Annotated in this window: 23 protein-coding genes; 10 read left to right on the top strand and 13 right to left on the bottom strand. The window is 63.7% G+C overall.

All coding sequences use genetic code 11. From position 1 onward, the window contains the following. Positions 1-52: 52 nt before the first annotated feature. Complete coding sequence (locus ACYQ3M_RS09595; protein WP_460035863.1) at positions 53-1,357, bottom strand: RNA-guided endonuclease InsQ/TnpB family protein; 1,305 nt, start codon at positions 1,355-1,357, stop codon at positions 53-55. On the opposite strand from ACYQ3M_RS09595, the gene thrC reads away from it, so the two are divergent. From thrC to ACYQ3M_RS09575, 4 genes are read left to right on the top strand one after another with little or no spacing between them, the layout of a single operon-like run. Further along, the gene (thrC, locus tag ACYQ3M_RS09590; RefSeq protein WP_460035862.1) at positions 1,300-2,370 is read left to right on the top strand and encodes a threonine synthase; all 1,071 of its coding nucleotides are present in this window, start codon (positions 1,300-1,302) and stop codon (positions 2,368-2,370) included. The genes ACYQ3M_RS09595 and thrC overlap by 58 nt on opposite strands. Then, positions 2,367-4,076: a single-stranded-DNA-specific exonuclease RecJ gene (gene recJ / locus ACYQ3M_RS09585; protein WP_460035861.1), complete on the top strand. Its 1,710-nt coding sequence runs from the start codon at positions 2,367-2,369 to the stop codon at positions 4,074-4,076. The genes thrC and recJ overlap by 4 nt, the downstream gene beginning before the upstream one ends. Next, positions 4,073-4,909, top strand: a complete 837-nt coding sequence (nadC, locus tag ACYQ3M_RS09580) for a carboxylating nicotinate-nucleotide diphosphorylase (protein ID WP_460035860.1) — start codon at positions 4,073-4,075, stop codon at positions 4,907-4,909. Before recJ ends, nadC begins: the two co-directional genes overlap by 4 nt. Next, positions 4,906-5,430: a hypothetical protein gene (locus tag ACYQ3M_RS09575; protein WP_460035859.1), complete on the top strand. Its 525-nt coding sequence runs from the start codon at positions 4,906-4,908 to the stop codon at positions 5,428-5,430. Before nadC ends, ACYQ3M_RS09575 begins: the two co-directional genes overlap by 4 nt. Here the strand turns inward: ACYQ3M_RS09575 and ACYQ3M_RS09570 are convergent. The 3 genes from ACYQ3M_RS09570 to ACYQ3M_RS09560 are packed head-to-tail and all read right to left on the bottom strand — an operon-like array spanning position 5,427 to position 8,930. Then, positions 5,427-5,780 carry a YraN family protein gene (locus ACYQ3M_RS09570; RefSeq protein ID WP_460035858.1) on the bottom strand — a complete coding sequence of 118 codons (354 nt, stop codon included), beginning with the start codon at positions 5,778-5,780 and terminating at the stop codon, positions 5,427-5,429. The genes ACYQ3M_RS09575 and ACYQ3M_RS09570 overlap by 4 nt on opposite strands. Continuing rightward, a complete protein-coding gene (locus ACYQ3M_RS09565; RefSeq protein WP_460035857.1) occupies positions 5,752-7,545 on the bottom strand; it encodes a penicillin-binding protein activator in 1,794 nt (597 codons plus the stop codon). The genes ACYQ3M_RS09570 and ACYQ3M_RS09565 overlap by 29 nt, the downstream gene beginning before the upstream one ends. A 5-nt stretch (positions 7,546-7,550) precedes the next feature. Further along, positions 7,551-8,930: a citrate synthase gene (locus tag ACYQ3M_RS09560; protein WP_460035856.1), complete on the bottom strand. Its 1,380-nt coding sequence runs from the start codon at positions 8,928-8,930 to the stop codon at positions 7,551-7,553. Between the two features lie 119 nt (positions 8,931-9,049). Here ACYQ3M_RS09560 and ACYQ3M_RS09555 point away from each other — a divergent pair, with 119 nt between their 5' ends. After that, positions 9,050-10,627 (top strand): peptide chain release factor 3, encoded by a 1,578-nt coding sequence (locus tag ACYQ3M_RS09555; RefSeq protein WP_460035855.1) that lies wholly within the window; start codon positions 9,050-9,052, stop codon positions 10,625-10,627. A gap of 102 nt (positions 10,628-10,729) precedes the next feature. Continuing rightward, positions 10,730-11,152 carry a c-type cytochrome gene (locus tag ACYQ3M_RS09550; RefSeq protein WP_460035854.1) on the top strand — a complete coding sequence of 141 codons (423 nt, stop codon included), beginning with the start codon at positions 10,730-10,732 and terminating at the stop codon, positions 11,150-11,152. A 35-nt stretch (positions 11,153-11,187) separates the two neighbouring features. Here the strand turns inward: ACYQ3M_RS09550 and cysG are convergent, their stop codons facing one another. After that, the gene (cysG, locus tag ACYQ3M_RS09545) at positions 11,188-12,582 is read right to left on the bottom strand and encodes a siroheme synthase CysG (RefSeq protein ID WP_460035853.1); all 1,395 of its coding nucleotides are present in this window, start codon (positions 12,580-12,582) and stop codon (positions 11,188-11,190) included. A gap of 46 nt (positions 12,583-12,628) precedes the next feature. Between cysG and ACYQ3M_RS09540 the strand changes: the two genes are divergently transcribed. Beyond that, positions 12,629-12,868 carry a sulfurtransferase TusA family protein gene (locus tag ACYQ3M_RS09540; RefSeq protein WP_460035852.1) on the top strand — a complete coding sequence of 80 codons (240 nt, stop codon included), beginning with the start codon at positions 12,629-12,631 and terminating at the stop codon, positions 12,866-12,868. A gap of 5 nt (positions 12,869-12,873) precedes the next feature. On the opposite strand, the gene ACYQ3M_RS09535 is transcribed toward ACYQ3M_RS09540, so the two are convergent. Beyond that, positions 12,874-13,587: a histidinol-phosphatase gene (locus ACYQ3M_RS09535; RefSeq protein ID WP_460035851.1), complete on the bottom strand. Its 714-nt coding sequence runs from the start codon at positions 13,585-13,587 to the stop codon at positions 12,874-12,876. 82 nt (positions 13,588-13,669) lie between these two features. On the opposite strand from ACYQ3M_RS09535, the gene ACYQ3M_RS09530 reads away from it, so the two are divergent. From ACYQ3M_RS09530 to ACYQ3M_RS09520, 3 genes are read left to right on the top strand one after another with little or no spacing between them, the layout of a single operon-like run. After that, a complete protein-coding gene (locus ACYQ3M_RS09530; protein WP_460035850.1) occupies positions 13,670-14,194 on the top strand; it encodes an RNA pyrophosphohydrolase in 525 nt (174 codons plus the stop codon). Between the two features lie 45 nt (positions 14,195-14,239). Next, complete coding sequence (locus tag ACYQ3M_RS09525) at positions 14,240-14,677, top strand: hypothetical protein (protein WP_460035849.1); 438 nt, start codon at positions 14,240-14,242, stop codon at positions 14,675-14,677. A 40-nt stretch (positions 14,678-14,717) separates the two neighbouring features. Next, entirely contained in the window at positions 14,718-15,899 is a 1,182-nt protein-coding gene (locus ACYQ3M_RS09520; RefSeq protein ID WP_460035848.1) for a TonB-dependent receptor, read from the top strand. Positions 15,900-15,901: 2 nt separating this feature from the next. On the opposite strand, the gene ACYQ3M_RS09515 is transcribed toward ACYQ3M_RS09520, so the two are convergent. The 7 genes from ACYQ3M_RS09515 to ACYQ3M_RS09485 are packed head-to-tail and all read right to left on the bottom strand — an operon-like array spanning position 15,902 to position 23,656. After that, positions 15,902-16,762, bottom strand: a complete 861-nt coding sequence (locus tag ACYQ3M_RS09515) for a phosphodiesterase (RefSeq protein WP_460035847.1) — start codon at positions 16,760-16,762, stop codon at positions 15,902-15,904. After that, positions 16,714-18,021 carry an amino-acid N-acetyltransferase gene (gene argA, locus ACYQ3M_RS09510; RefSeq protein ID WP_460035846.1) on the bottom strand — a complete coding sequence of 436 codons (1,308 nt, stop codon included), beginning with the start codon at positions 18,019-18,021 and terminating at the stop codon, positions 16,714-16,716. The genes ACYQ3M_RS09515 and argA overlap by 49 nt, the downstream gene beginning before the upstream one ends. Beyond that, a complete protein-coding gene (gene argE, locus ACYQ3M_RS09505; protein ID WP_460035845.1) occupies positions 18,021-19,175 on the bottom strand; it encodes an acetylornithine deacetylase in 1,155 nt (384 codons plus the stop codon). Before argE ends, argA begins: the two co-directional genes overlap by 1 nt. Continuing rightward, positions 19,172-20,863: a dihydroxy-acid dehydratase gene (gene ilvD / locus ACYQ3M_RS09500; protein WP_460035844.1), complete on the bottom strand. Its 1,692-nt coding sequence runs from the start codon at positions 20,861-20,863 to the stop codon at positions 19,172-19,174. The genes argE and ilvD overlap by 4 nt, the downstream gene beginning before the upstream one ends. A gap of 16 nt (positions 20,864-20,879) precedes the next feature. Beyond that, the gene (locus tag ACYQ3M_RS09495) at positions 20,880-21,575 is read right to left on the bottom strand and encodes a TIGR04211 family SH3 domain-containing protein (protein ID WP_460035843.1); all 696 of its coding nucleotides are present in this window, start codon (positions 21,573-21,575) and stop codon (positions 20,880-20,882) included. Between the two features lie 15 nt (positions 21,576-21,590). Beyond that, positions 21,591-22,493 (bottom strand): ornithine carbamoyltransferase, encoded by a 903-nt coding sequence (gene argF / locus ACYQ3M_RS09490; protein ID WP_460035842.1) that lies wholly within the window; start codon positions 22,491-22,493, stop codon positions 21,591-21,593. Further along, complete coding sequence (locus tag ACYQ3M_RS09485; protein WP_460035841.1) at positions 22,490-23,656, bottom strand: acetylornithine transaminase; 1,167 nt, start codon at positions 23,654-23,656, stop codon at positions 22,490-22,492. Before ACYQ3M_RS09485 ends, argF begins: the two co-directional genes overlap by 4 nt. Between the last annotated feature and the right edge of the window lie 102 nt (positions 23,657-23,758).

The following is a 23,758-nucleotide window of genomic DNA, read 5'->3' as shown; positions in this document are numbered from 1 at the left end:
CGGCTAAAGCCGGGGGATTCCTGACACACAAGGCATCAGGATGGTTCACCCTTCACAGACAGCTGCCCAATCCGACCGAAGTCAGATCAGGTCTTACGCCGTCTCCACGTGCGGTCACGGCCTGCCCAGCCGCCAAAAGGTTGATGGCCGCATTCAAATCGCGGTCCATCCCGTTGCCGCAGTCGCACTCCATGACCCGCTTGGAGAGCGGCATGGGGTGGAGCTGCCCGCATCGGCAACACATCCTCGTGCTCGGGAAGAAGCGATCCACCTTGATCACGCGCTTGCCGTGCATGGCTGCTTTGGCTTCGATTCTGCGAATATATCCACCGATGGCGGCGTCCTGAAGGCTGCGGGCCAGGGCGTGGTTTTTGCTCAGGCCGCGCAGGTTCAGGTCCTCCAGGTAGATCGTATCGAAGCGTTGAACCAGCATCCATGCGAGCTTTTTCTGGGGGTCTTCCCGGCTATTGGAAATCTTTTCGTGGACCTTCGCCACGCGAATTCGGGCCTTTTCGTAGCGCTTGCTGCCCTTTTGCTTGCGGGACAGAAGTTTTTGCGCCTTAGCGAGTTTCTTCAGATACTTCTGAAGGTACCTTGGGTTGTTTATCTTCTCGCCATTAGAGAGGGTAGCCAGATGGTTCAACCCGAAATCGAGCCCAATGGCTTCACCGGTTTTTGGCAAAGGCGCAGGTTGCAGGTCCAAAACCATCGTGACGAAGTAGCGTCCCGAAGGTTTTTTAACAATCGTCACGGTGGTCGGCTCAACATAAACTCTGCGAGACCACTTGACCTTGAGCCGCCCGAGCTTGGAGATCAGCAATCTTTGGTTGCCGATCTCGAATCTGAAAGCGGAACGGGTGTATTCGGCGGACTGCTGGCCGCTCTTTTTCTTGAAAGTTGGGTATCTCGCACGCTTGTCAAAGAAGTTGCGGAAGGCGGTTTGCAGATGCCGCAAAGCCTGCTGCAAGGGCACCGAAGAGACTTCGTTCAGCCAAGCGTATTCTGGATCGCTTTTGAGCTGGGTCAGGGCGGCGCTGGTTTGAACATAGTTCATCCGCTCGCCCCGGGCAAAGGCCGCGGTGCGCTCGTGCAGGAAACGGTTGTAAACGAAGCGCACGCAGCCGAAGGTGCGAGCAAGAACCTGCTCTTGCTCTTTGGTTGGATAGCAGCGGAAGGTCCAGCGCAGTTTCATGGTTTTACATGTTACGTTGCGAGGGTTTGTAAAATGCAACAACGAAACGGGAGGTTGACGCTCCTTCCCAACCCTGAAGGGCGGGGTCTCCGAGGAGCTAGGAACTGATGAAGCGTTATTTTGGCGTGATCGAACATTACCGGGAGCGCCTGCCGCTGTCGCCAACGACTTCTCCCGTCACCCTGGGCGAGGGCGACACGCCGTTGATCCCGCTGGAAAACCTGCCGCGCCGGATCGGCAAGGAGGTCAAGCTCTACGCCAAGTTCGAGGGGCTCAATCCCACCGGCTCGTTCAAGGACCGCGGCATGACCGTGGCGGTGACCCGGGCAGTGCGCGAGGAGGGCCGGCGGGCGATCGTGTGCGCCTCGACCGGCAACACCTCGGCCTCGGCGGCGGCGTATGCGGCGCGCGCTGGGATCTTGGCGTTCGTGCTGATCCCGGAAGGCAAGATCGCCCTCGGCAAGCTCGCCCAGGCTTTGATCCACGGCGCGAAGGTGCTGCAGATCCAGGGCAATTTCGACGCCGGCATGCGCCTGGTCAAACAGATCGCGACGGAGGCGCCGGTGGGGCTGGTCAATTCCGTCAACCCCTACCGCATCGAAGGCCAAAAAACCGCCGCCTTCGAGATCGTAGACGCTTTAGGGGACGCCCCCGACTACCACTGCCTGCCGGTGGGCAACGCCGGCAACATCACCGCCTACTGGAAGGGCTATTGCGAATACCACGCGGACGGGGTGATTGCCAAACGCCCGGTGATGTGCGGCTATCAGGCGGCGGGGGCGGCGCCTTTCGTCCGGGGCGCGTTCGTCGACCACCCGGAAACCGTCGCCACCGCCATCCGCATCGGCCATCCCCAGTCCTGGGAGGGGGCCTTAGCGGCCCAGCGCGAATCCGGCGGGTGGTTTGCCTGCTTTGCCGACGAGGAGATCTTGCGGGTGCAGAAACTCCTTGCCGACTGCGAGGGGATCTTCTGCGAGCCGGCCTCGGCGGTGGCGGTCGCCGGCGCCCTGCACGATCTTGCCGCCGGCAAGATTCCCGAGGGCGCCACCGTGGTCTGCACCCTCACCGGAACCGGGCTCAAAGATCCCGACACCGCCATCCGCCAGTGCCAGGTGGCGCCCAAGGTGGTGGAAGCCGAGCTCGCGGCGGTTCAGCGCGCGATTTTGGACTGGCTTTGAGGCGCAAGAGGATTCTTACCCGCCCGCTGCCCGAAGCGGCCGACTCCCTCAACCGGCTGCATCCGGTGTTAAGGCGCGTGTACCTAGCCCGTGGGGTGCGTTCTGAGGAGGATTTGGATTACGCCTTGGCCCGCCTGCCGCCGCCGGCGTGCCTCCCCGGCATCGAAGCCCTGACCGCGCAGCTGGCGGCGGCTTTAGTTAAGCAGAAGCGGATCTTGGTGGTCGGCGATTACGACGCCGACGGCGCTTGCGGCTGCGCCCTGGCGGTCCAGGGCTTGCGCGCGCTGGGCGCCAAATACGTCGATTTCCTCGTCCCCGACCGGTTCCGCTTCGGCTACGGCCTGACCCCGGCTTTGGTCGAGGCGGCTTTGGCCAGGCGTCCTGAGGTCCTACTCACGGTGGACAACGGGACCGCTTGCCTGGCTGGGGTGGAGGCGGCCAAGGCCAAAGGCCTTCGCGTGTTGATCACCGACCACCACCTGCCGGGTCCGCGTTTGCCGGCGGCCGATGCCATTGTCAATCCCAAGCTGGGGGAGGGGCCTTTGGGACAGCTCGCCGGGGTGGGGGTGATGTTCTACGCGCTGTGCGCCCTGCGCGCTCGGCTGCGGGAGGAGGGCTGGTTCGCGCGCCAAGGCGTGCCCGAGCCCAAGCTCTCCCGGTGGCTCGACCTGGTCGCCCTGGGCACGGTGGCCGACGTGGTGCCGCTCGATGGCGTCAACCGCATCCTGGTCCACCAGGGCTTGCAGCGGCTGCGGGCGGGGCGCGGGAATCTTGGGTTGTTGGCGCTGGCGGAGGTGGCCGGCTGCCGCTTGGAGAGCTTGAGCGCCCAAGATCTTGGGTTTGCGCTGGCGCCGCGCCTGAACGCCGCCGGCCGGCTCGAGGACATGAGCCTTGGCATCCGCTGCCTGTTGGCTAAAGACCTAGCCAGCGCGCGGGCGCTGGCGCAGCAATTGGACGCCCTCAATCGCCAGCGGCGCGCCATCCAAGCCCAAATGCAGGCTGCCGCGTTCGCCCTGGTGGACGCTTTGGACCTTGAGGCGCCCGGGACGTGCCTGTTCGACCCGAACTGGCACGAGGGGGTGGTCGGCGTTTTGGCGGGCAGGATCCGCGACCGCCTGGGACGGCCGGCGATCGCCTTCGCTCCCGGGCGGGACGGCAACTTAAAGGGTTCGGCGCGCTCGATCCCTGAGATCCACATCCGCGATCTGATCGCCGAGATCGACGCCCTGCGGCCTGGGCTGATCCTCCGTTACGGCGGCCACGCGCGGGCGGCGGGGGTGACTTTGCGGGCCGAAAGTTACGCCGAATTCGCCGCCTTGTTTAGCGAACGACTGGCGGTGAAGCTGCGCGATCTCGCCCCCCAGGACGTGATTTACACCGACGGTTCCTTGGACGCGGCCGATTTTTCCCTGCCGCTGGCGGAGAGCCTGCGCGCCGCCGGTCCCTGGGGGCCGGGCTTTCCCGAGCCTTTGTTCTGCGGCGAATTCGAGGTCCGGCGCGCGGCATGGGTCAAAGACCGGCATCTTAAGCTGAGCTTGCGCCCCCCGGGCGGACCTTGGGTGGACGCGATCGCTTTCGATCCGGCCGAGCCGGGGGCGTTTTTTGCCTGCCGCCAGCTGCGCCTGGCGTATCGGCTGACTGTGGATGAGTTTCGCGGCGCGCGGGGTGTACAATTGCAAGCCGACTATCTGGAGCCGATCGGATGAACGTCGAGCGCGAGCTGATCCGCCGCTTTCTGGAGGAAGACGTAGGCGCAGGCGACGTCACCGCCGACCTTATTCCGCCTACCGCACACGCTCTGGCCACCGTGGTCACCCGCGAGCCCATGGTCGTGTGCGGCAAAGCGTGGTTTGAGGCAGTGTTTTGCGAGCTCGACGCGAGCTGCCGGGTCGAGTGGCGGGTGGCGGAGGGAGAGGAGGTCGAGGCCTTCGCCGAGCTTTGCCAGGTGTGCGGCCCAGCCCGCGCGCTGCTCACCGGCGAGCGCACCGCCCTCAACCTGCTGCAGACCCTGTCGGGCACGGCCACGCTCGCGCGCCGCTTCGCTCGGGCGGTGGCCGGCACGGGGGCGGTAGTGCTCGACACGCGCAAGACCATTCCGGGGCTGCGCCGCTTGCAGAAATACGCGGTCAAGGTCGGGGGATGCCAAAACCACCGCTTTGGCCTGTACGATGGGATCTTGATCAAAGAAAACCACATCGCTGCCGCCGGCTCGATCGCCGCCGCGGTGGTGAGCGCCCGGGCACGGCACCCTGAGCTTGCGGTCGAGGTGGAAGTCGAGTCCTTAGAGGAGCTGGAAGAAGCGCTGGCGGCCGGCGCCGAGATCGTGCTGTTGGACAACTTCTCTTTGGAGGAACTGCGCCGGGCGGTGGCGATCGCGCGGGGCAGGGCGCTGCTCGAGGCTTCGGGCAACATCGACCTGGACAACGTCCGCCAGGTGGCCGAAACGGGAGTGGACCGGATTTCGGTCGGGGCGCTGACCAAGCACCTCAAAGCCGTGGACTTATCGCTCAGGATACGGCTTTTGGATCCGCCAGGATGAAGCCGCATAACTTCATCTTTCCGGCGTTTACCCTCGCGTCGGTGGGTTTGGTCTTGGTCTTTTGGTGGTTCCCTGGGCGAGCGCCGTGGTTGGCCTCCCCGTGGCTTGGGTGGGGCGGCGGGCTGGCGATGGGAGCGGCGGTCGGGTGCGGCTGGCAAGGCTGGCTGGCGCCGCGCCGCGCCTATGACCTGTGGCTTTTGGGCAGCCTGGGAGTGTGGTTGGCGAGCTGGCTGCCGATCTTTTCCGCCGAGGCGCCGGTGTTTCGGGCTTATCCGGTCTATTTCGTCCTGCTCGATGCGGCGACCGGCTATTTCGTCCTCGGCCACCGCCCGCGCTGGAGCGTCGAGGAAAGGCGGCTGCTTGCGGAGCTGGCGCGAGAGTGGTGGTTCGACAGCCGCCTTTTGGCCGCTCTGGTGTTGCTCGCGGTGCTGTTGCCCAAATATTACCTGCTCTATCCTCTGACGGTCGGGTTTTTGACCTTCCGCGTCGCCCTGGCGTGGGCGCTGGAGTTTGCGCCTTAAGGAGCCTCAAAGGCGTTTTTAATCCATTCGACCTGAAAGCCTTGGCAAGTGGGAGTCAGCGCCAGCACGTCAAAGCGCACCGGCGCGTCGCCTGCGTGCGTGGCAAGATAATGGTTGGCGGCGCGGATCAGGCGGGTTTGCTTGTGCTTATCGACGCTTTCGAGCGCCCCGCCGAAGCGGGCGCTGCGGCGGCAGCGCACCTCGGCGAAAACCAGGGTAGCGCGGTCCTGGAAGATCAAATCGATCTCGCCGTAACGGCAGCGCCAATTGCGTTCGACGAGCTTAAGCCCCTGCCGCTCCAAAAACGCCAGCGCGTAGTCTTCAGCCGCCCGGCCTAGGCTCTTGGGCATGGAGGGAGTCGGGAGCTAAGCCGTAGATCACCGGCACGCCTTGGCGGAACTCGGCGCAGCTTAGCTGGCGCCGGATCCGGCCGCTGCCGTCCACGCTCAGGATGCCGCTGGTTCCGGCGTAGCGGCCGCCCACGCCAAGCAAGCGGGTGGGAATCCAGTAAGCGTCCATCCCTAAGGCCGCCAGGCGCAGGTAGGGACCAGGCTGGGGCCCCCAACGCGCCTCGAACTCCGCGACTTTAGGGGCGGCCTCGTGCTCGCCTTGGAGCAGCCAGGGCAGGTCGCAGAAGCGCACGCCTTCGAGGTCAGCGTCTTGGCGCGGATCGGGGTGGCCGGTGTAGACGTCCCAGGTGGCGTAGACCGGAAGGTACTCGGCGCGGTAAAAATCAAGCTGCGGCTTGATCAGGCGGCCTTGTTCGGGATTGGCCTGCAGGAAAATAAAATCCGCGTCCCGGCGCACGCGCGGGATAAGTTTCACCTCCCCTACGAGTTGGCGCACGCGCTCTCCGCGGCGCTCGGATTCGTCCACGTTGAGCAGCCGGCGGATGGCGGCGGAGACGTCGCCGGCGGGATAACGCTGGATTTCCAAAACCCGCCCGCCGAGCTTCTCCCAATAGTCCAGAAAGAACCGGGCGATCCGGTCGCCCGCCGGGGTGGCCGGCACCAGAACGAGGGCGCGCCGGTGGCCGTGGGCGAAGGCGCTGTCGGCGACTTGCGCCACCCCTTCCTCCGGCGGCAGGGCAAACTGATACAGACCGGGCCGAGTCAGCCCCTCGATGGCGTTGAGCGCCAGGACGGGAGGATCGAAGCGGGGCAGGTTGGCCAAGCGTTCCAGCTCGGGTTTTTGCAAGGGGCCGAGGACCACGCGGGCGCCCTGGGCGGCGGCGCGTTGGTACTGGAGGACGACGTCGGCGGCGGTGCTGTCGTATTCGCTCAGCGGCAGAGGCTCGGGTTCGCCGGGGAAGTCGCGCGCCGCTTCGATGGCGTGGCGGATGATTTCGGCGGCGGCCTGAAAAGGACCGGCGCGAGGCAGCAGCAAGGCGATAGTCTGCCCTGCCTGCAGGGAGGGCGGCGGGGCGGGAACGCGCTTGGCGATCACGCGCTCGAGGAACCGGCCCTGGTCGGCAGGATGGTAGGGGTAAGTTTCGCGCCACTTTGCCACCGCCTGGTCCAAAGCCTCGGAGCGGTAAGGATGGGCGTTGAGGATTTGCCCAAGTTCCAGCCAGCCGGCCAAATCGCTTCTGGGCCTGGCTTTGAGCTTAGCGCGGGTCTTGTCCGGCAACAGCTCCAGGGCCTGGAGGATCGCTCGATTGTTTTCCTCCACCTCTTGCGGGGTTTGGAGCCAGCGATTGAGGCGGATGCGCTCGTGGAGGCTGCCGACCAGATCGCCTTCGAGGGTGAGGGCGCGCGCGCGCAGGCGATGGTACTCTTTGCCCAAGTAATCTGGGATTTGCTTAGGGGTTAAGGAGTTCAATAACTCCAAAGCCGTAGCCGAATCGCCCTCGTCCAACGCCAACCGGGCCTTGAGCAAGGCCAACCCGACCCGCTCGGGCAAGGACAGCCGCTTAGGATCCAGGCGGGTCAGGATTTGCCGCATCCCCTCAAGGTCGCCAGCCCGGTAGAGCGCCTGCGCGCGTTTTAGCTGCTCGGTTGCATCGATTGGGACCGCGGCTTGGCGCTGGCCGAGCGGTTCCATACCTGGCGGGCGCGCAGGCGGCGCGCAGGCGCAAAGCCCAAGCCCAAGGCCCAGCAGCCAGGCGGCTCGCATCGCGGTTAAGCTGGGCTTCCGCGATCCTCCCAGAACCGGCTCCACGTTTGGCGGCCAGAGCTTGCGCGCTGCTCCATAGGCACGTATTCGCGCGGCGGATGGCCGACGTACAGCTGGCGCGGCCGGCCGATCTTGATGTTGGGGTCGGAGATCATTTCCTTCCAGTGCGCCACCCAACCCACGGTGCGGCCGATGGCGAACAGCACCGTGAACATGTTGGTGGGGAAACCCATCGCCCTGAGCACGATGCCCGTGTAGAAGTCCACGTTGGGGTACAGCTTGCGCTCGATGAAATACTCGTCTTCCAAGGCGATGCGCTCCAGCTCCAGCGCCAGTTCCAGCAGGGGATCGTCCTTGCGGCCTAACGCTTCGAGCACCTCGTAGCAGGTCTGGCGCATGATTTCGGCGCGCGGGTCGTAGTGCTTGTAGACCCGATGGCCAAACCCCATCAGCCGGAACGGGTCGTTCTTGTCCTTGGCGCGCGCGATGTACTCGGGGATGCGGCTCTTGTGGCCGATTTCCATCAGCATCTTGAGCACCGCTTCGTTGGCGCCGCCGTGGGCCGGTCCCCACAGCGAGGCGATCCCGGCGGCGATGCAGGCAAACGGATTGGCGCCCGAGGAACCGGCCAGCCGCACCGTAGAGGTCGAGGCGTTTTGCTCGTGGTCGGCGTGGAGGATGAGGATTCGGTCCAGCGCCTTGACCAGCACCGGGTTGGGCTGGTATTCCTCGGTCGGGTTGGAGAAGGTCAGGTACAACAGGTTTTCCGCGTAGCTGAGGCGGTTTTGCGGGTAGACGAACGGCCAGCCCATCGCGTAGCGGTACGCGTAGGCGCCGATCGTGGGCATCTTGGCGATGATCCGGTAGGCGGCGAGCATTCGCTGTTCAGGGTCGGTGATGTCCATGTCGTCGTGGTAAAAGGCCGACAAGGCTCCGACCACGCCGACCATGATCGCCATCGGGTGGGACCTTCGGGTAAAGCCGCGGAAGAACAGCATGAGCTGGTCGTGGAGCAGGGTGTGGCGCTTGATGTCGCGCTCGAATTCGGCCTTTTCCTCGACCGAGGGCAGCTCCCCGTAAAGCAACAGGTAACACACCTCCATGTAGTCGCTGTGGGCGGCCAACTGCTGGATAGGATAGCCGCGGTACAGCAAAATGCCCTTTTCGCCGTCGATGAAGGTAATCGCCGACTTGCACGAGGCGGTCGAGGTAAATCCCGGGTCGTAGGTCAACAATTCCGCTTCGTTGTAGAAGCCGCGGATGTCGATCGCCGAGGGTCCCAGCGTTCCATGCAGCAGCGGGCGCGTATAACGCTTGCCGGTGCGCTCGTCGATCAAAGCAAAACTGCCGCCGTTGCCGGCGGGCTTGAAAACTTCATCGGTCATGAGACGGACTCCCGCTTAAGTTTAATTGGCAAATAGGGTATCACGAAGCGCCGGGAATGAAAGCCTCGCCCACCGGTCCAAAAGTTGCGTTAAAATTTTTAAATTTTATTAAAAACATTATGAGCGATCTTCAGGAAATCCAAAAGCGTCGCACCTTTGCCATTATCTCCCATCCCGACGCCGGCAAGACCACGCTCACCGAAAAGCTGCTGCTCTATGGCGGAGCCATCCAGCTCGCCGGCGCGGTCAAAGGGCGAAAAGCCGCGCGCCACGCCACTTCCGACTGGATGGCGCTGGAACAGCAGCGCGGCATTTCGGTGACCACCTCGGTGATGCAGTTCGAGCACGCAGGCTGCCTGATGAACCTGCTCGACACTCCAGGGCACGCCGATTTCTCTGAGGACACCTACCGCACCCTGACCGCAGTGGATTCGGCCTTGATGGTGATCGATAGCGCCAAGGGGGTGGAGGAGCGGACGATCAAGCTGATGGAGGTCTGCCGCCTGCGCGCCACGCCGATTTTGACCTTCATCAACAAGCTCGACCGCGAAGGGCGCGAGCCTATCGAACTTTTAGACGAGATCGAGCAGGTGCTCGACATCCGCTGCGCGCCGCTGACTTGGCCGATCGGCATGGGCAAGCGGTTTCGTGGGGTTTATCACCTGCAGGAGGATACCGTGCGTTTGTTCGCCGCGCGCGCCGGCGAGCGCGCCGAGCTCGGTGAGGTGATCTTGGGGCTGGATAACCCGCTGCTCGACGAACGCCTGGGCGATCAGGCGCGGGAACTGCGCGCGGAGGTCGAGTTGGTGCGCGGCGCCTGCCACCCCTTCGACCCAAGGGAGTATCGGGCGGGGCGGCAGACACCGGTGCTGTTCGGTTCGGCGATCCACAATTTCGGCGTGTTGGAGCTGCTGGACGCCATCGCCCGCTACGCGCCTTGCCCGCAGCCGCGTGCGGCCGACGCGCGGGAAGTGGCGCCGGAGGAAGCGGGGTTTAGCGGCTTTGTCTTCAAGATCCAGGCCAACATGGATCCTCTGCACCGCGACCGGATCGCGTTCGTGCGCGTTTGCTCGGGCAGGTATCAAAAAGGGATGAAGCTTTACCACGTGCGCTTGGGCAAGACCGTGACCGTGGCCAACGCCCTCACCTTTCAGGCGCAAAGCCGAAAGCACGTGGAAGAAGCCTGGCCGGGGGACATCCTAGGTCTCTACAATCACGGCACCATCCAGGTGGCCGACACCTTCACCCAGGGGGAAAAGCTCAAATTCGGCGGCATTCCGTTTTTTGCCCCGGAGCTGTTCCGCCGGGTGGTGCTGCGCGATCCTCTCCGCGCCAAGGCCCTGCACAAAGGCCTGATGCAGCTGAGCGAGGAGGGCGCAACGCAAGTGTTTCGCCCGCTGAAAAACAACGACCTGATTCTCGGCGCGGTAGGCGTGCTGCAATTTGACGTGACCGCGTTCCGGCTCAAAGACGAGTACGGCGTCGAATGCGCTTACGAGCCGGTCGGGGTGGTCGCGGCTCGCTGGATCGAAGGCGAGGACGCAGCGATTCTGGAAGAGTTCAAGCGCAAACATTTTGAGCATCTGGCCGAAGACGGCAGCGGGTTTTTGGTTTATCTTGCGCCCAGCCGCGTCAACCTGGAGCGGGTTGTGGAGCGCTGGCCCAAGCTTTTGTTCAAGGCGACGCGCGAGATTTAAGCTTGGCGCGGAAAACTGGTATATTTATTAAGATTCAGTCCGGGTTCACGCAGCGACTGGCATTTTGATTCTGTGGTTAAAAATAAACTTGAAGGAGGAACGATGACTAAATTGCGCAACTTGGTGTTTGGCGCGGCTATGGTAGCTGCAGCGTCTTCGTCGGCTTTGGCGGTGGAGTTCACGCCGGAAGAGAACCTGTTCTTGGGAATGAAGATCTACGAGCGCGCTGCCGGTCGCGGTTGTGGCACCTGCCACGACGTGCGCCCGTTCCCGGACCTCACCCAGAGCATCAAAAAGCTGAGCAAGGAAGAGTTCATCAACGTGGTCAAAAACGGCCGCCCCGGCACCATCATGGTGGCGATGGCGCCGCAGATCATGGAGATCGGCTTGGTCAAGAGCGCGTGTATGAGCGAAAGCCAGGCGCTGGAGGCTTTGTACGCCTACTTGCAGGCGGTGGCCGAAGGCAAAGGCAAGGTGCAAAAGCCGGCCACTTTGGACGCCAAGATCAAGTCTTGCGGCAAATAAGCCGCCCGGCGTTAACTTACAGCGGCCGGCCTTTCTCAGGCCAGCCGCGTTTTTTTAAACCAGGCCAATTTTGCGCGCAGCTTCACGACCTCCCCGATGATGATCAAGGCCGGGGGCTTGGCGTTTTCCGCCCGGGTCCGATCGGCTAAAGTCGCCACCGTGGCGACGATCACCCGCTGGCGCGCTGTGGTTCCCGATTCGATCAAGGCCGCCGGCATCTCTTGCGGCATGCCGTGCTCGATCAAGGCCTGGCAGATTTCCTTGAGCCCCAGCGTTCCCATGTAGATCACCAAAGTCTGGCGCGGGACAACGAGCTTGTCCCAGTCCAGGTTCGGCCGGTCCCCCTGGCGGTGGCCGGTGACGAACAGGCAAGATTGAGCGTACTTACGATGGGTGAGCGGGATCCCGGCGTAGCTGGCGCAGCCTAAGGCGGCGGTGATGCCGGGCACGATCAGGAAGGGAATCCCCTCGCCGGCCAAGGTCTCGATCTCCTCTCCGCCGCGCCCGAAGACGAACGGATCGCCGCCTTTGAGGCGCACCACCTTCTTGCCCTCCTTGGCCAGACGCACCAGCAGCTGGTTGATGGTCTCCTGCGGCAGCGAATGGTCGCCGCGGGATTTGCCGGCGTAGAGCTTTTCCGCCTCGGGCCGGATGAGATTTAGGATTTCGGTCGAGACCAGCCGGTCGTACACCACCACGTCCGCTTCTTGCAGCAGGCGCAGGGCGCGCAAGGTCAAAAGCTCCGGATCGCCGGGACCGGCTCCGACCAGGGCCACGTAACCTAAGGGAGCCAAGGCGCTCGACTCTTCCAACGCCTTCGCCAGCGCGGCCTCGGCAGCGGCGCCTTGTCCGGCTAAAAGCAGCTCGGCCGGCGCGCCGGTCAGCGCCTGTTCCCAGAAGCTGCGGCGCCGCTTGGGGTCGGCGATGGCCTGCTTGACTTGGGCGCGGAAGCGGCCGGCGAGCTCGGCGAGCCGGCCAAAACCGGCGGGGATCAAGCTTTCCAGGCGGGTTTTGAGCAACCGCGCGAGGACCGGCGCGCGCCCTCCGCTAGAGATGGCGACGACGACCGGAGCGCGGTCGACGATGGCGGGCAAGATGAAGTCGCAAGACTCGGGCTGGTCGACGGCGTTGACCAAGATGCCGCGCTGTTGGGCCGCTTGGGCGACCGCGCGGTTGAGCGCGCGGTCGTCGGTGGCGGCGATCACCACAAAGCAGCCGGCCAGATCGGGCACGGCAAAAGCCTTGCGCCGCAGCGCGAGCTTGCCCTCCTGGGCCAGGCGCTCCAGTTCTGGGCAAAAGGCCGGGGCGAGCGCCGTCACCTGCCCGCCGGCGCGCAGCAGAAGCTCGGCCTTGCGCAGAGCCACCTTGCCGCCGCCGACGATCAGGCAGGGTTTGCCTTGTAACCTTAAGGATATCGGCAGGAAGTCCATCGGAGCGGTCCGAAGTTTGCTATCATTTTGACCCGGCTATTTGGGCTTGACATCAACTATGGAGTTCGACCGCGAATTGGACACCTCAGGTCTCAATTGCCCTCTGCCGCTGTTGCGCTTGAAAAAGACCTTGAACGAGATGGCAAGCGGCCAGGTGGTCCACGTGATCGCCACCGATCCGGCGTCGGTGTTGGATTTTGGCGTTTTCGCCGAGCAGACCGGCAATGCGATTTTAAACCACCGCGAACACGGCGGCGTGTTTCACTACTGGATCCGCAAAAAATAAAAACCTTATCGGGGCGGCCACGGGGGGCCGCTGAGCAGCACCGGCTCTAGAGCTTGGCGCAGGGAAAGAACCGTCCAGCCGCGTTGGCGGGCGACCTCTTCTAGGACCGGATCGGGGTCGACCGCGACCGGATGCGGGACCTGTTCGAGCAGCGGCAGGTCGTTGTGCGAGTCGCTGTAGAAAACTGCCCGCTCCGGTTCGAGCGCCTTGTCGCGCAGCCATTCCTTAAGATGCAAGACCTTGCCGTGCTGAAAACACGGAATCCCGACGAACCGCCCGGTGTAGCGGCCGTGCCGGAATTCTGGGCGGGTGGCCAGAAGATGCGGGACACCAAGGAGCTTTGCGATCGGCTCGGTGACGAAGGCGTTGGTCGCGGTGACGATCGCCACGAGATCGCCGCGGTTTTGGTGGTATTCCACCAGCGCCCGCCCGGCAGGCAGGATCAAGGGGGCGATCTTGGTCTCCACGAAGCGCTGGCGCAGAGCCAGCAAAAACTCCACGGGGTGCTCGCTTAAGGGTTTTAAGGAGAATTCCAAAAACGCGGCAATATCCAGCCTCCCTTGGCGATAGTCGGCGTAGAAGCGGCGGTTGGCCGCCTCGTAGGCGGCCGGATCGACGATTCCCTGCTCTACCAGGAACTGCCCCCACAAATAGTCGCTGTCGCCGCCGAGGAGGGTGTTGTCCAGGTCGAAAAGGGCCAGCGCGGGGGTCGGAATCACTTGCGATGCCAAGGCGGGTTGTGTAGGTTATCTGCCATGAACGATAAAAATTCTACCAAAATCCGGCGGCCGCTTTTGGACCATGATCGATCCTGAAGGTTATCGCCTGAATGTAGGCATCGTGCTGTGCAACGATGCCGGACGGGTGTTTTGGGCGCGGCGGATCGGGATGCGTTCCTGGCAGTTCCCGCAAGGGGGGATGCGGTCTAAGGAAAGCCCGGAAGAAGCCATGTTCCGCGAGTTGTACGAGGAGACCGGCCTGCTGCGAAGGGACGTCGAGGTGATCGGCCGGACCCGGGGTTGGCTGCGGTATCGGCTGCCTGAGCGGTATATTCGGCGCGATTCCGTGCCGCTTTGCATCGGCCAAAAACAAATCTGGTTCCTGCTCCGCTTGAAGGCGCGCGAAGACCGCATCCGCCTAGACCTTGGCCGCCGGCCCGAGTTCGATGCCTGGCGCTGGGTGGAGTATTGGCAACCGGTGCGCGAGGTGGTCTACTTCAAGCGCGAAGTTTACCGCCAAGCCCTCGCAGAGCTGGGCGAATTGCTAATCCAAGGCTCGGTCCCCATCGATCCCAAAAGCTTCTTGACTGCCCGCGGTCGATTTTAAATTTTAAGCTTCAGAGGCAAGCGGGGCGGGCATAAAGGGGGTAAAGTGTCTCGATCTTTCTGCCTCGGGTTGGTTTGGTTGGCGCTTTGGGGAGTCAGCAGTTTGCTTTATGGCGCCGACTTCTCGGTTCCGGCGGTTCTCATCCATCCCCACGTGGCCCTAGATTCCCTCTCCCGCGACGAGCTGCGGGCGATTTTCGCCATGCGCCGCCGGACTTGGCCAGACGGCACGCCGATCCAAGTGTTCGTACTGCCCGACGATCATCCCCTCCACCGGGCGTTTTGCAAGCAGGTCCTCAACGTTTATCCCCATCAGTTGCGCCGGATCTGGGACCGGGGCGTGTTTTCCGGCACCGGCCAGGCCCCGATCGAAGTCTCGAGCGTAGAAGAAATGCAAAAGCGCATCGCTGCCGTGCCGGGGGCCATCGGCTATACCGACAGAATCCAGCAGGACGCCTCCGTGAAGGCGATCACGGTGCGCTAGGGTTTGGACGGCTATTTTGAATGCTCAAGGGGATTTCAGCGTGCAACGTATCTGGATCGCGCCGGTATTTCTGCTATGGATCACAGCGGTCCACGCTGAAGGACCGGCTTGGATCAACACCGCGCAGGTCCACGGTTTCCTGAGCCAGGGTTTTGTCCTGACTTCGGCCAACCGCTTTTTTGGCGCCAGCCATCACGGCAGTTTGGCCTTTACCGAGGCCGGTGTCAACGTCTCGACCCGCCCTTACGGGCCGCTGCTGCTGAGTGCGCAAGGGCTGTTTCGCCGTTCCGGGGAGGTCAGCCCCAAAGAATTCCGCTTAGATTACGCCCTGGCCGATTGCGCGTTTTGGTCCGGCGCCCAAGGCCGGGCAGGCCTCCTGCTCGGGCGGGTGAAAAATCCCTTGGGCCTGTACAACGAAACCCGCGACGTGGCCTTCACTCGGCCGACGATCTTCCTGCCGCAGAGCATTTATTTTGACCGTACCCGTAACTTAGGGTTGTCCAGCGACGGCGGACAGTTCTACGGAGAATATTCAACGCCGTGGGGAGAATGGTCGCTGCGCTTTGCGCTGGGGTGGCCCAACGGAGTGCAGGATAAAGAGTTTGAGCGCCTGGTGGTGGGGCGCAACTGGCCTGGGCGCTTTAAGACCCGCTTGTCTTATCTTGGGCGGTTGACGTACGAATCGCCCCAGCGGGCTTGGCGTTTTGCCATTACCGGCGGCAAGGTGCGCCCGCGCTACGATCCCAAGGGCGCCAATCCGTTTCAGGCCGGGGAGACGACCCTGGTGCCGGTAATTTTCTCGCTCCAATACGAGACCGAAAAGTTCACCCTGACCGGAGAGTACGCTCTGCGTTTCCTTCGGCTTTCCGGGTTTGGGCGGTTTTTGCCGGACCGCTCCGACACCGGGGAGAGCTATTATCTGCAAGCGGCGTACCGGATTTTGCCCAGGCTCGAGCTGGTCGGCCGGTACGACGTGTTCTTTGCCGACCGCGACGACACCAGCGGCCGGAAATTCGCCGCCTTGACCGGTCGCCCCCGCCATACGCGCTTTGCCCGCGACTTTACCGTCGGGGTGCGCTGGGATTTAAGTTCTTCCTGGATGCTGCGCGCCGAGTACCACCGCGTGGACGGCACCGGTTGGCTGCCGGTCTCGGACAACTCAGACCGAGACCGGCAGAAAAACTGGCACCTGTTTTCCCTGCTGGTATCGTTTCGCTTTTGACTTCAGTAGCCGGGTAGGGCAACGTCCAGCCCCGGCGGCAAGTGATCTAGCCGCTCTACCCAGGTCTGGATTTGGCCGTCGGCATGAAGTTCCAGCCAGCGCCAGCCGGCAGGACTTGGGTCGAGGGCAAAACTGGGCGCGCCGGGTTGGAACTGAAAGCAGGTGGACGGGGCGCTCCACAGTCCAATTGAGCCATAACGGCTAGCGATGACCTGATGCACGTGGCCGAAGACCACGCCTTTGACTTTGGGGAAGCGCTCGAGCAAGCGCAAAAGCTCCTCCCCGTTGACCAGCGCCATGGTGTCCATCCAAGCGCTGCAGATAGAGAGCGGCGGGTGATGGACGGCGACTAGGGTAGGCAGGTCTGGGCCGTGTTTTAGGCTCTGGGTTAAAAATTCCAGTTCGCCTGCGTTTAAATAACCCGCAGGGGAGCCGGGCAGGTGGCTGTTCAAGCACAGGATCTGCCAGCTTGGGGTCAAAATGCGTTTAGCGCAATGCAGGATCTGCGAGCGGCCCAAGATGCGGGCCATCCATTCCGGGTCGTCGTGGTTGCCAGGCAAGGCCACCCAAGGAAGGTGTAGGCTTTCCAGGTGGCAAAGCAAGCGCTCGTAGGCGGAAGCGGATGGATCCTGGACCAGATCCCCGGTGAGCAGGATCAAATCCGGCGGCCAAAGAGCGCAGCGCTCAAGGTGGGCCAACACGTCCAGCAGGCTCTGCTCGGTGTCCACGCCCATGAGAAGCTGACCCGGCTGCTCGCGCAGGTGGCAGTCGGACAGCTGCAGGACTTTGAGCGGCTCGCCGCGCGCGGTAAGCGTCAAAGTCGCTTCAGGAGCACTTTCGAGTTGCGCTTGCGGTTGATGCATTGCCTGCGCTCCAGGGGAAGGTCGGCAAAGCTCGCCGGCTGGAAGCCGCGCTCCAGGAACCAGTGGGAGGCCCGCGTGGTCAGCACGAACAGGCCGGTCAGGCCTTGCCGCCGGGCCTGCTCTTCGATGCGCTCCAGCAGGCGCTGGCCGCGGCCTTGGCCGCGGTAATCGGGGTGCAGGGCCAGGCACGCCAGTTCCCCCAACCGCGCGTTAGGAAAGGCGTGGAGGGCGGCGCAACCGACCACCAGGCCGTCGCGGACGACGACCCAGAAATCGCCGATCGCCGTCTCCAGCTTCTCCCGCGAGCGTTTGACTAAGATCCCCTCGCGTTCGAGCGGTTCGATCAGCTCGAGGATCCCCGGGATGTCGTCCAAGGCGGCCGGGCGCAAGGTCTCAAACGGCTCGGCCGCGATCAGGGTGCCGATGCCGTCGCGGGAAAACAGCTCCAGGAGTAAAGCCCCGTCCACGTGGCGGTCGAGGAGGTGGACCCGGCCGACGCCCTGCTGGACGGCGTCCACCGCCGCCTGGACGTGGCGGGAAACGCCCGCGTCGAAAGCCCCTTGCTCCAGCAGGGCGCGCGCTTCCTGGCAGGTCAGCTGGGGGATAGGTTGCGGGTCGCTTAGGGTCCGGCACGGGGATTCGGTCAGGATCAAGAGCTTGTCCGCCTTGAGGGCGCAGGCGGCGGCCACCGCGACTTCCTCGGCGCTCAAGTTGAATACCTCGCCGGTGGGAGAGTAGCCGATGGGGGCCAAAAGCACCACGCTGCCTTGGTCTAGGTGCTGGACGATGCCTTCGCGGTCGATGCGCCGGACCTCCCCCGTGTACTCAAAGTCCACCCCCTCGCGCACGCCCACCGGCTTGGCGATGACGAAGTTGCCCGAGCTGACCCGGATCCGCACTCCGGCCATGGGGGAGTCGGCCAAGCCCATGGAAAACAGCGCCTCGATCTCGAGTCGCGCTTGACCTGCCGCTTCTTTAACGCACTCCAACGCGGCCGCGTCGGTGACGCGCAGCCCCTCGAAATAGCGCAGCTCAAGCCCGCGGGCTTTGAGGCGCGCCTCGATCTGGGGGCGCAGGCCGTACACGAGGACCTGCCGGATCCCCAGGCCGTGGAGCAGGGCCAGATCGTGGATGAGATGAGGGAAAGCCGGATCGAGCAGGGCATAACCTTCGAACGCCACCACGAAGGTGCGGCCGCGGTGGGCGTGGATGTAAGGGCAAGAACGGCGGAACCAGCGGACGTAGGCGGCTGCGTCCATCAGCCCAGGCAGTGGTGTTCGATCAGGCGGCGCAGCAGAGCGATGGCCGGCTCGATCTGCGCCCGCGGGAGGTATTCGTCGGGTTGATGGGCTTGGGCGATGGAGCCTGGACCTAAGATCACCGTCTCCAGCCCTAGAGAAGCCAGGTAGGGCGCCTCGGTGCCGAAGGCGACCGCAGCCGCCGGGTGGCCGGTCAATTCCTCGCACAGGCGGACCAAGGGAGCGTCGGCCGGGGTGGCAAAAGCCGGAAGCCCCCGAAACAAGGGCTCGACTTTGGCCTGGAGCTTGGGGAAAGGCTTTAGGGCCGCAAGGACCTTCGCTCTAAGCTCCTCCCGTACCGCTTCGGGGGCCATCCCCGGCAAGAGGCGAATATCGAGCAGAACTCGGCAATGACCGCAGATCCGATTGGGGCTGTCGCCGCCTGCGATCGCTCCTAGGTTCAGGGTGGGAAAGGGGACTTCAAACTGGGGCTGGCGCAGTTGCCTCAACTCGTCGCGCCATAAGAGCAAGGCTTTTAGCACCTCGACCATGCCTTCCAAAGCGTTGGCGCCCAAGGCCGGGTTGCTGGCGTGGCCGCTGTGGCCGATGACCTCCACCGCCTCCATCAGCACCCCCTTGTGCATGCGGATCGGCTTGAGCTCGGTGGGCTCGCCGATGATTGCAAACCGCCCGGCGGGCAGGCCGGTTTCAGCTATGAGGCGCGCCCCGTCCATGGTGCTCTCCTCGTCGCACGTGGCAAGCACGATCAGGGGGCGGCGCAGGCGCGATGAATCGAGCTGCCGAACCGCCGTCAAGGCAAGGGCGAAGAAGGCCTTCATGTCCGCGACCCCAAGGCCATACAGCCGCCCCTCGCGTTCGCTCAAGCGGAAAGGATCGCTCGACCACAAGTTCGCATCCCAAGGGACGGTGTCGGTGTGGCCGCTCAAGACCAGTCCTTGGCCGGCTTCCAAAGGGCCTAAACTCGCGATCAGGTTGGCTTTCTGCGGGGTGACCGGTTGCAGGGTAATTTGGAACCCCAAATCTTCCAGCCAACCTGCCAGCTTGTGCACCACCCCCAGGTTGGATTGGTCCAGCCGCGGATCGGCGCTCGAGACCGAAGGCTCGGCCACCAGGGCGGCGATCATCTCGATGGGGGTGGGCAGGCGCGCGCTCAAAGCTTGGTTTCCAGCTGCCAGTCGGTGACCGCGCCTTCCGAGGCCGAGCTCACGAGGACGGCGTATTTGGCCAAGACGCCTTGGGTGTAGCGCGGCGCCGGTTTGCGCCAGCGCGCCAGGCGCGCCTGGATCTCGCCGTCGGGAAGCTCTAAGGTCAACTCGCGGCTTTGCGCATCGATGGTGATCCTATCGCCGTCCTCGACGATGGCCAGGGGGCCTCCTACGTAGGCTTCCGGGGTGATGTGGCCGACCACGAAGCCGTGGGTACCGCCGGAGAAGCGGCCGTCGGTGATGAGCGCGACGTCTTTGCCCAACCCTTTGCCCATCACCGCCGAGGTGGGCGAGAGCATCTCGCGCATCCCCGGCCCTCCTTTGGGGCCTTCGTAGCGGATCACGATCACCTCGCCTTTTTGCACCGTGCCGTTCAGGATGGCTTTTAGCGCCGCTTCTTCGCTGTCGAACACCCGCGCCCGGCCGCTAAAGCGCAAGCCCTCCTTGCCGGAGATCTTGGCCACCGCCCCTTCGGGAGCCAGATTGCCTTTTAGGATCACTAAGTGGCTGTCGGGTTTGATCGGATCGGAGAGCGGGCGGACGATGTCCTGGCCGGGAGGATAAGGGGGAACTTCGGCCAGGTTTTCGGCCAGGGTCTTGCCGGTGACGGTCAGGCAATCCCCGTGCAGCAGCCCGGCCTCGAGCAGGGTCTTCATCAGCGGTAGGATGCCGCCGATTTCGATCAGATCGGCCATGTGGTAGCGCCCGCTGGGTTTCAAATCGGCCAATACCGGCACCCGCTTGCCGATCGCGGTAAAATCGTCGAGCCGCAAGGCCACGCCGCAGGCCTTGGCCATGGCCAGAAGGTGCAGCACGGCGTTGGTCGAACCGCCCAGGGCGATGACCACAGTGATGGCGTTTTCAAACGCCTTGCGCGTCATGATGTCTCGAGGTTTAAGGTCCTTCTCCAAAAGTTTCAATACCGCCGCACCGGCCGCGGCGCAGTCTTCCAGTTTGGCCGGAGAGACCGCGGCTTGGGCTGAACTCCCCGGCAGGCTCATCCCCAAGGCCTCAATCGCCGAAGCCATGGTGTTGGCGGTGTACATCCCTCCGCACGCGCCCGGACCGGGAATGGCGCGGTGCTCGATGGCGCTTAAAGCCGCATCGTCTATCTGCCCGTTGGCGCGCGCGCCGACCGCCTCGAACACCGAGACGATGTCCAGCTTCTGCTCCCCAAGGCAGCCGGGCAGGATGGTGCCGCCGTAGACGAACACCGCCGGGCGATTTAAACGGGCGATGGCGATCAGGCAGCCGGGCATGTTCTTGTCGCAGCCGCCGATCGCCACCAGCCCATCGAAGCCCTGGCAAGCCACCACGGTCTCGACCGAGTCGGCGATTACCTCGCGCGAGACCAGCGAGTATTTCATCCCCTCGGTGCCCATAGAGATGCCGTCGGAGATGGTAATGGTGTTAAAGATCACCGCCTTGCCGCCGTTTTGGTCCACGCCGCGCGCCGCCTCCCGGGCGAGTCGGTCGATGTGCATGTTGCACGGGGTCACCATGCTCCACGTGGAGGCGATGCCGATCTGAGGTTTTTGCAAATCTTCGTCGCTAAAGCCGACGGCGTGGAGCATGGCGCGGCTCGGGGCGCGCTCCATGCCGTCGACCACCTGAGAGGAGAAAGGGCGTTTAGGCATCTAAAGGTCTCCAAAGTTAGAACGAACTCCAGCTTTGACGGCGGCGCCAGCTAAGGCGCGGCAGGATCAACCCGACTAAAATCCCGCCGCCCAAGACCGAAGCGCCGATCAAGAACCAGCGCTGCGACTGTTCCTGATTTAAGGTTTGGTTCTCCAGTTTGAGCTGGCCGATCTCGCGCTCCAGCTCGATCACTCGCTCTCTGAGCTGGTTGCGTTCGTTCTCGATCGCCAGGGCATTGGCCGAGACGGCGCGGATGCGGTTGAGTTCGGCGGTCAATTGCGCAGCCCGGTCGCTCAGCGCGGTTTTTTCGGTGCTTAAGGCCGCTTGCTGGCTCTTTAAAGCCCCGAGTTCCTGGGTAAGGCGGGTGTTTTCTTCGCTCAGCTGCTGAACCTTCTCGGTTAAGTTTTGGAGTTGAATCCGACAGCTGCGCTCGTCGCTGATGTGGCGGGTGAGCACCCAGCCGACGGTGCCGTCGCGCAGCCGCACCTTGCTGTAGCCGCTTTGGGAATCGTGCTCCAGCAAGGTCAAGGGGGTGCCGCTGGGCAACAGGCGCAAGATCTTGTACTCGGTTCCCTTACCCGCGCGCAGGTGGACCTCTTTGGTATTGGTGACAAAATTAGACTCCTCCGCCAGCGCCCACAGCGGCAAACCCCAAAGCAGCACCAAAACCAAGAATCTTACAGCGGTTTGATGAGCGATCCAGACCATCATAGGCTTTGCAAATAACTAATTGTGCGCCGTCAAGAGGAATTCGAGCAAGGCTTTTTGCGCGTGCAGGCGGTTTTCCGCCTCGTCCCAGACCACGCTCTGCGGCCCTTCCAGCACCTCGGCGCTGACCTCTTCGCCGCGGTGGGCCGGCAAACAGTGCATGAACAAGGCCTCGGGAGCGGCCTGCGCCATGACCTCCGAGGTGACGGTAAATCCCTGGAAGGCCGCGGTCCGCTGCGCTTGCTCCTGTTCCTGCCCCATGCTCGCCCAGACGTCGGTGACTATCAGATCGGCGCCTCGGGCGGCCGAGATCGGATCGTGGCTTAAGACCGCGTGGGCGCCGGCCTCTCGAATCAGCTCGGCTTCCGGTTCGTATCCTGGCGGGCAGGCGATGTGCAGCTCAAAATCCAGCTGCTGCGCCGCTTCCAGGTAGGACTGGCACATGTTGTTGCCGTCGCCGATCCAAGCGACCTTGCGCCCGGCGATGTCGCCGCGGTGCTCGAAGTACGTCTGCATATCCGCCAGCACCTGGCAAGGGTGAAAGCGGTCGGTCAGACCGTTGATGACGGGCACGCGGGAATAAGCCGCAAACCGGACCACGGTGTCGTGGCGGTGGGTCCTCAGGACCACGCCATCCACCATGCGCGAGAGGACGCGGGCGGTGTCTTCTAGGGGTTCGCCGCGATCCAGTTGGGAGTCGCGCGGAGACAGAAAAATCGCCGCCCCGCCCAGCTGCACCATGCCGGCTTCAAAAGACACCCGGGTGCGGGTGGAGGCTTTTTCAAAGATCATCCCCAAAACTTTGTGCTTGAGGGGAGCGTAAGGCTCTTTGAGGCGTTTGAGCTCGCTCGCGCGCCGGATCAAAAAGCGCAGCTCCTCTGGGCTTAAATCCTTGAGGGTGAGAAAGTGGCGTACGGTCACGATGGCCATTCCTGAATAAGAGCCGCGAGGGTTTCCGCCAGAAACTCGGCCTGCTCATCCTCCAGGATCAAGGGAGGCAACAGGCGCACGACGTTGCCGGCGGTGACGTTGATGAGCAGCCCGCGCGCCAGCGCGGCCGAAACCAGAGCGGCGCACGGGCGATCCAGTTCAATCCCGAGCATCAGCCCGCACCCGCGGACCGCGCGGACTTGCGGACAATCGCTCAGGCGGCGGCCAAACTCGGCCAACAGCCGCGCGCCCAAGGCCGCGGCCCGCGCGAGCAGATGATCGCGGGCGATGGTCCTTAAGACTTCCAGCGCCACCGCGCAGGCGAGGAAATTGCCGCCGAAGGTGGAGCCGTGCATCCCAGGCTGCAAAACCTCCGCCGCCTCTCCGCGCGCCAGACACGCGCCGATGGGAAAGCCATTGCCCAAGGCTTTGGCCAGGGTCATCACGTCCGGCACGATTCCTTCGTGCTGGCAGGCAAACCAGGCCCCGGTGCGGCCGATCCCGGTTTGCACCTCGTCCAGCATGAGCAACCAGCCGTGCCGATCGCAGAGCGCGCGCAGCTGGCGTAGGTAGCCGGGCGCCGGGATGCGGACGCCGCCTTCGCCCTGGATCGGCTCCACCAACACCGCGACGATGTCGCGGTCTTGGGCCAGTGCGGCCACCGCGCCGGGATCGTCGTAGGGAACCCGCACGAATCCTGAGACCAAGGGGGCAAAACCCTGCTGGACCTTAGGGTTGCCGGTGGCGCTCAAGGTGGCGAGGGTGCGGCCGTGGAAGCTGCCCGCGCAGACCACGATCTTGGGTTCGGCGATGCCTTTGGCGTGGCCGTAAGCGCGCGCGATCTTGAGCGCCGCCTCGTTGGCCTCGGCGCCGGAGTTACAGAAAAACGCTTTATCCATTCCGGCCAGGCGCGCCAATTCAAATGCCAGCGCCTCTTGGGGTTCGATCCGATAGAGGTTGGAGGTGTGCCACAGGCGTTTGGCTTGTGCGCACAAAACGCGCGCCAAGGCCGGGTGGGCGTGGCCTAGGTTGCACACCGCGATCCCGGAGACGGCGTCGAGGTAACGCTTGCCTTCCGTGTCCCAAAGCCAGACGCCTTCACCGCGGGTGAAGGCCACCTCGAGCCTGGCGTAGGTGGGCATGACAAAGTTCATAAGTGAGTGCGTGTTAAAAAGTAAAAAGGCAGCCGCCTGACTGCCTGGAATTTTTCACTATTTTATTGAGATCCGGATGGGCGGACAATACCGGTGTTTCTC

Source organism: Methylothermus subterraneus (assembly GCF_054656915.1).
Note: the sequence above shows the minus strand (reverse complement) of the source record. Positions and strands in the feature narration are given on the sequence as shown.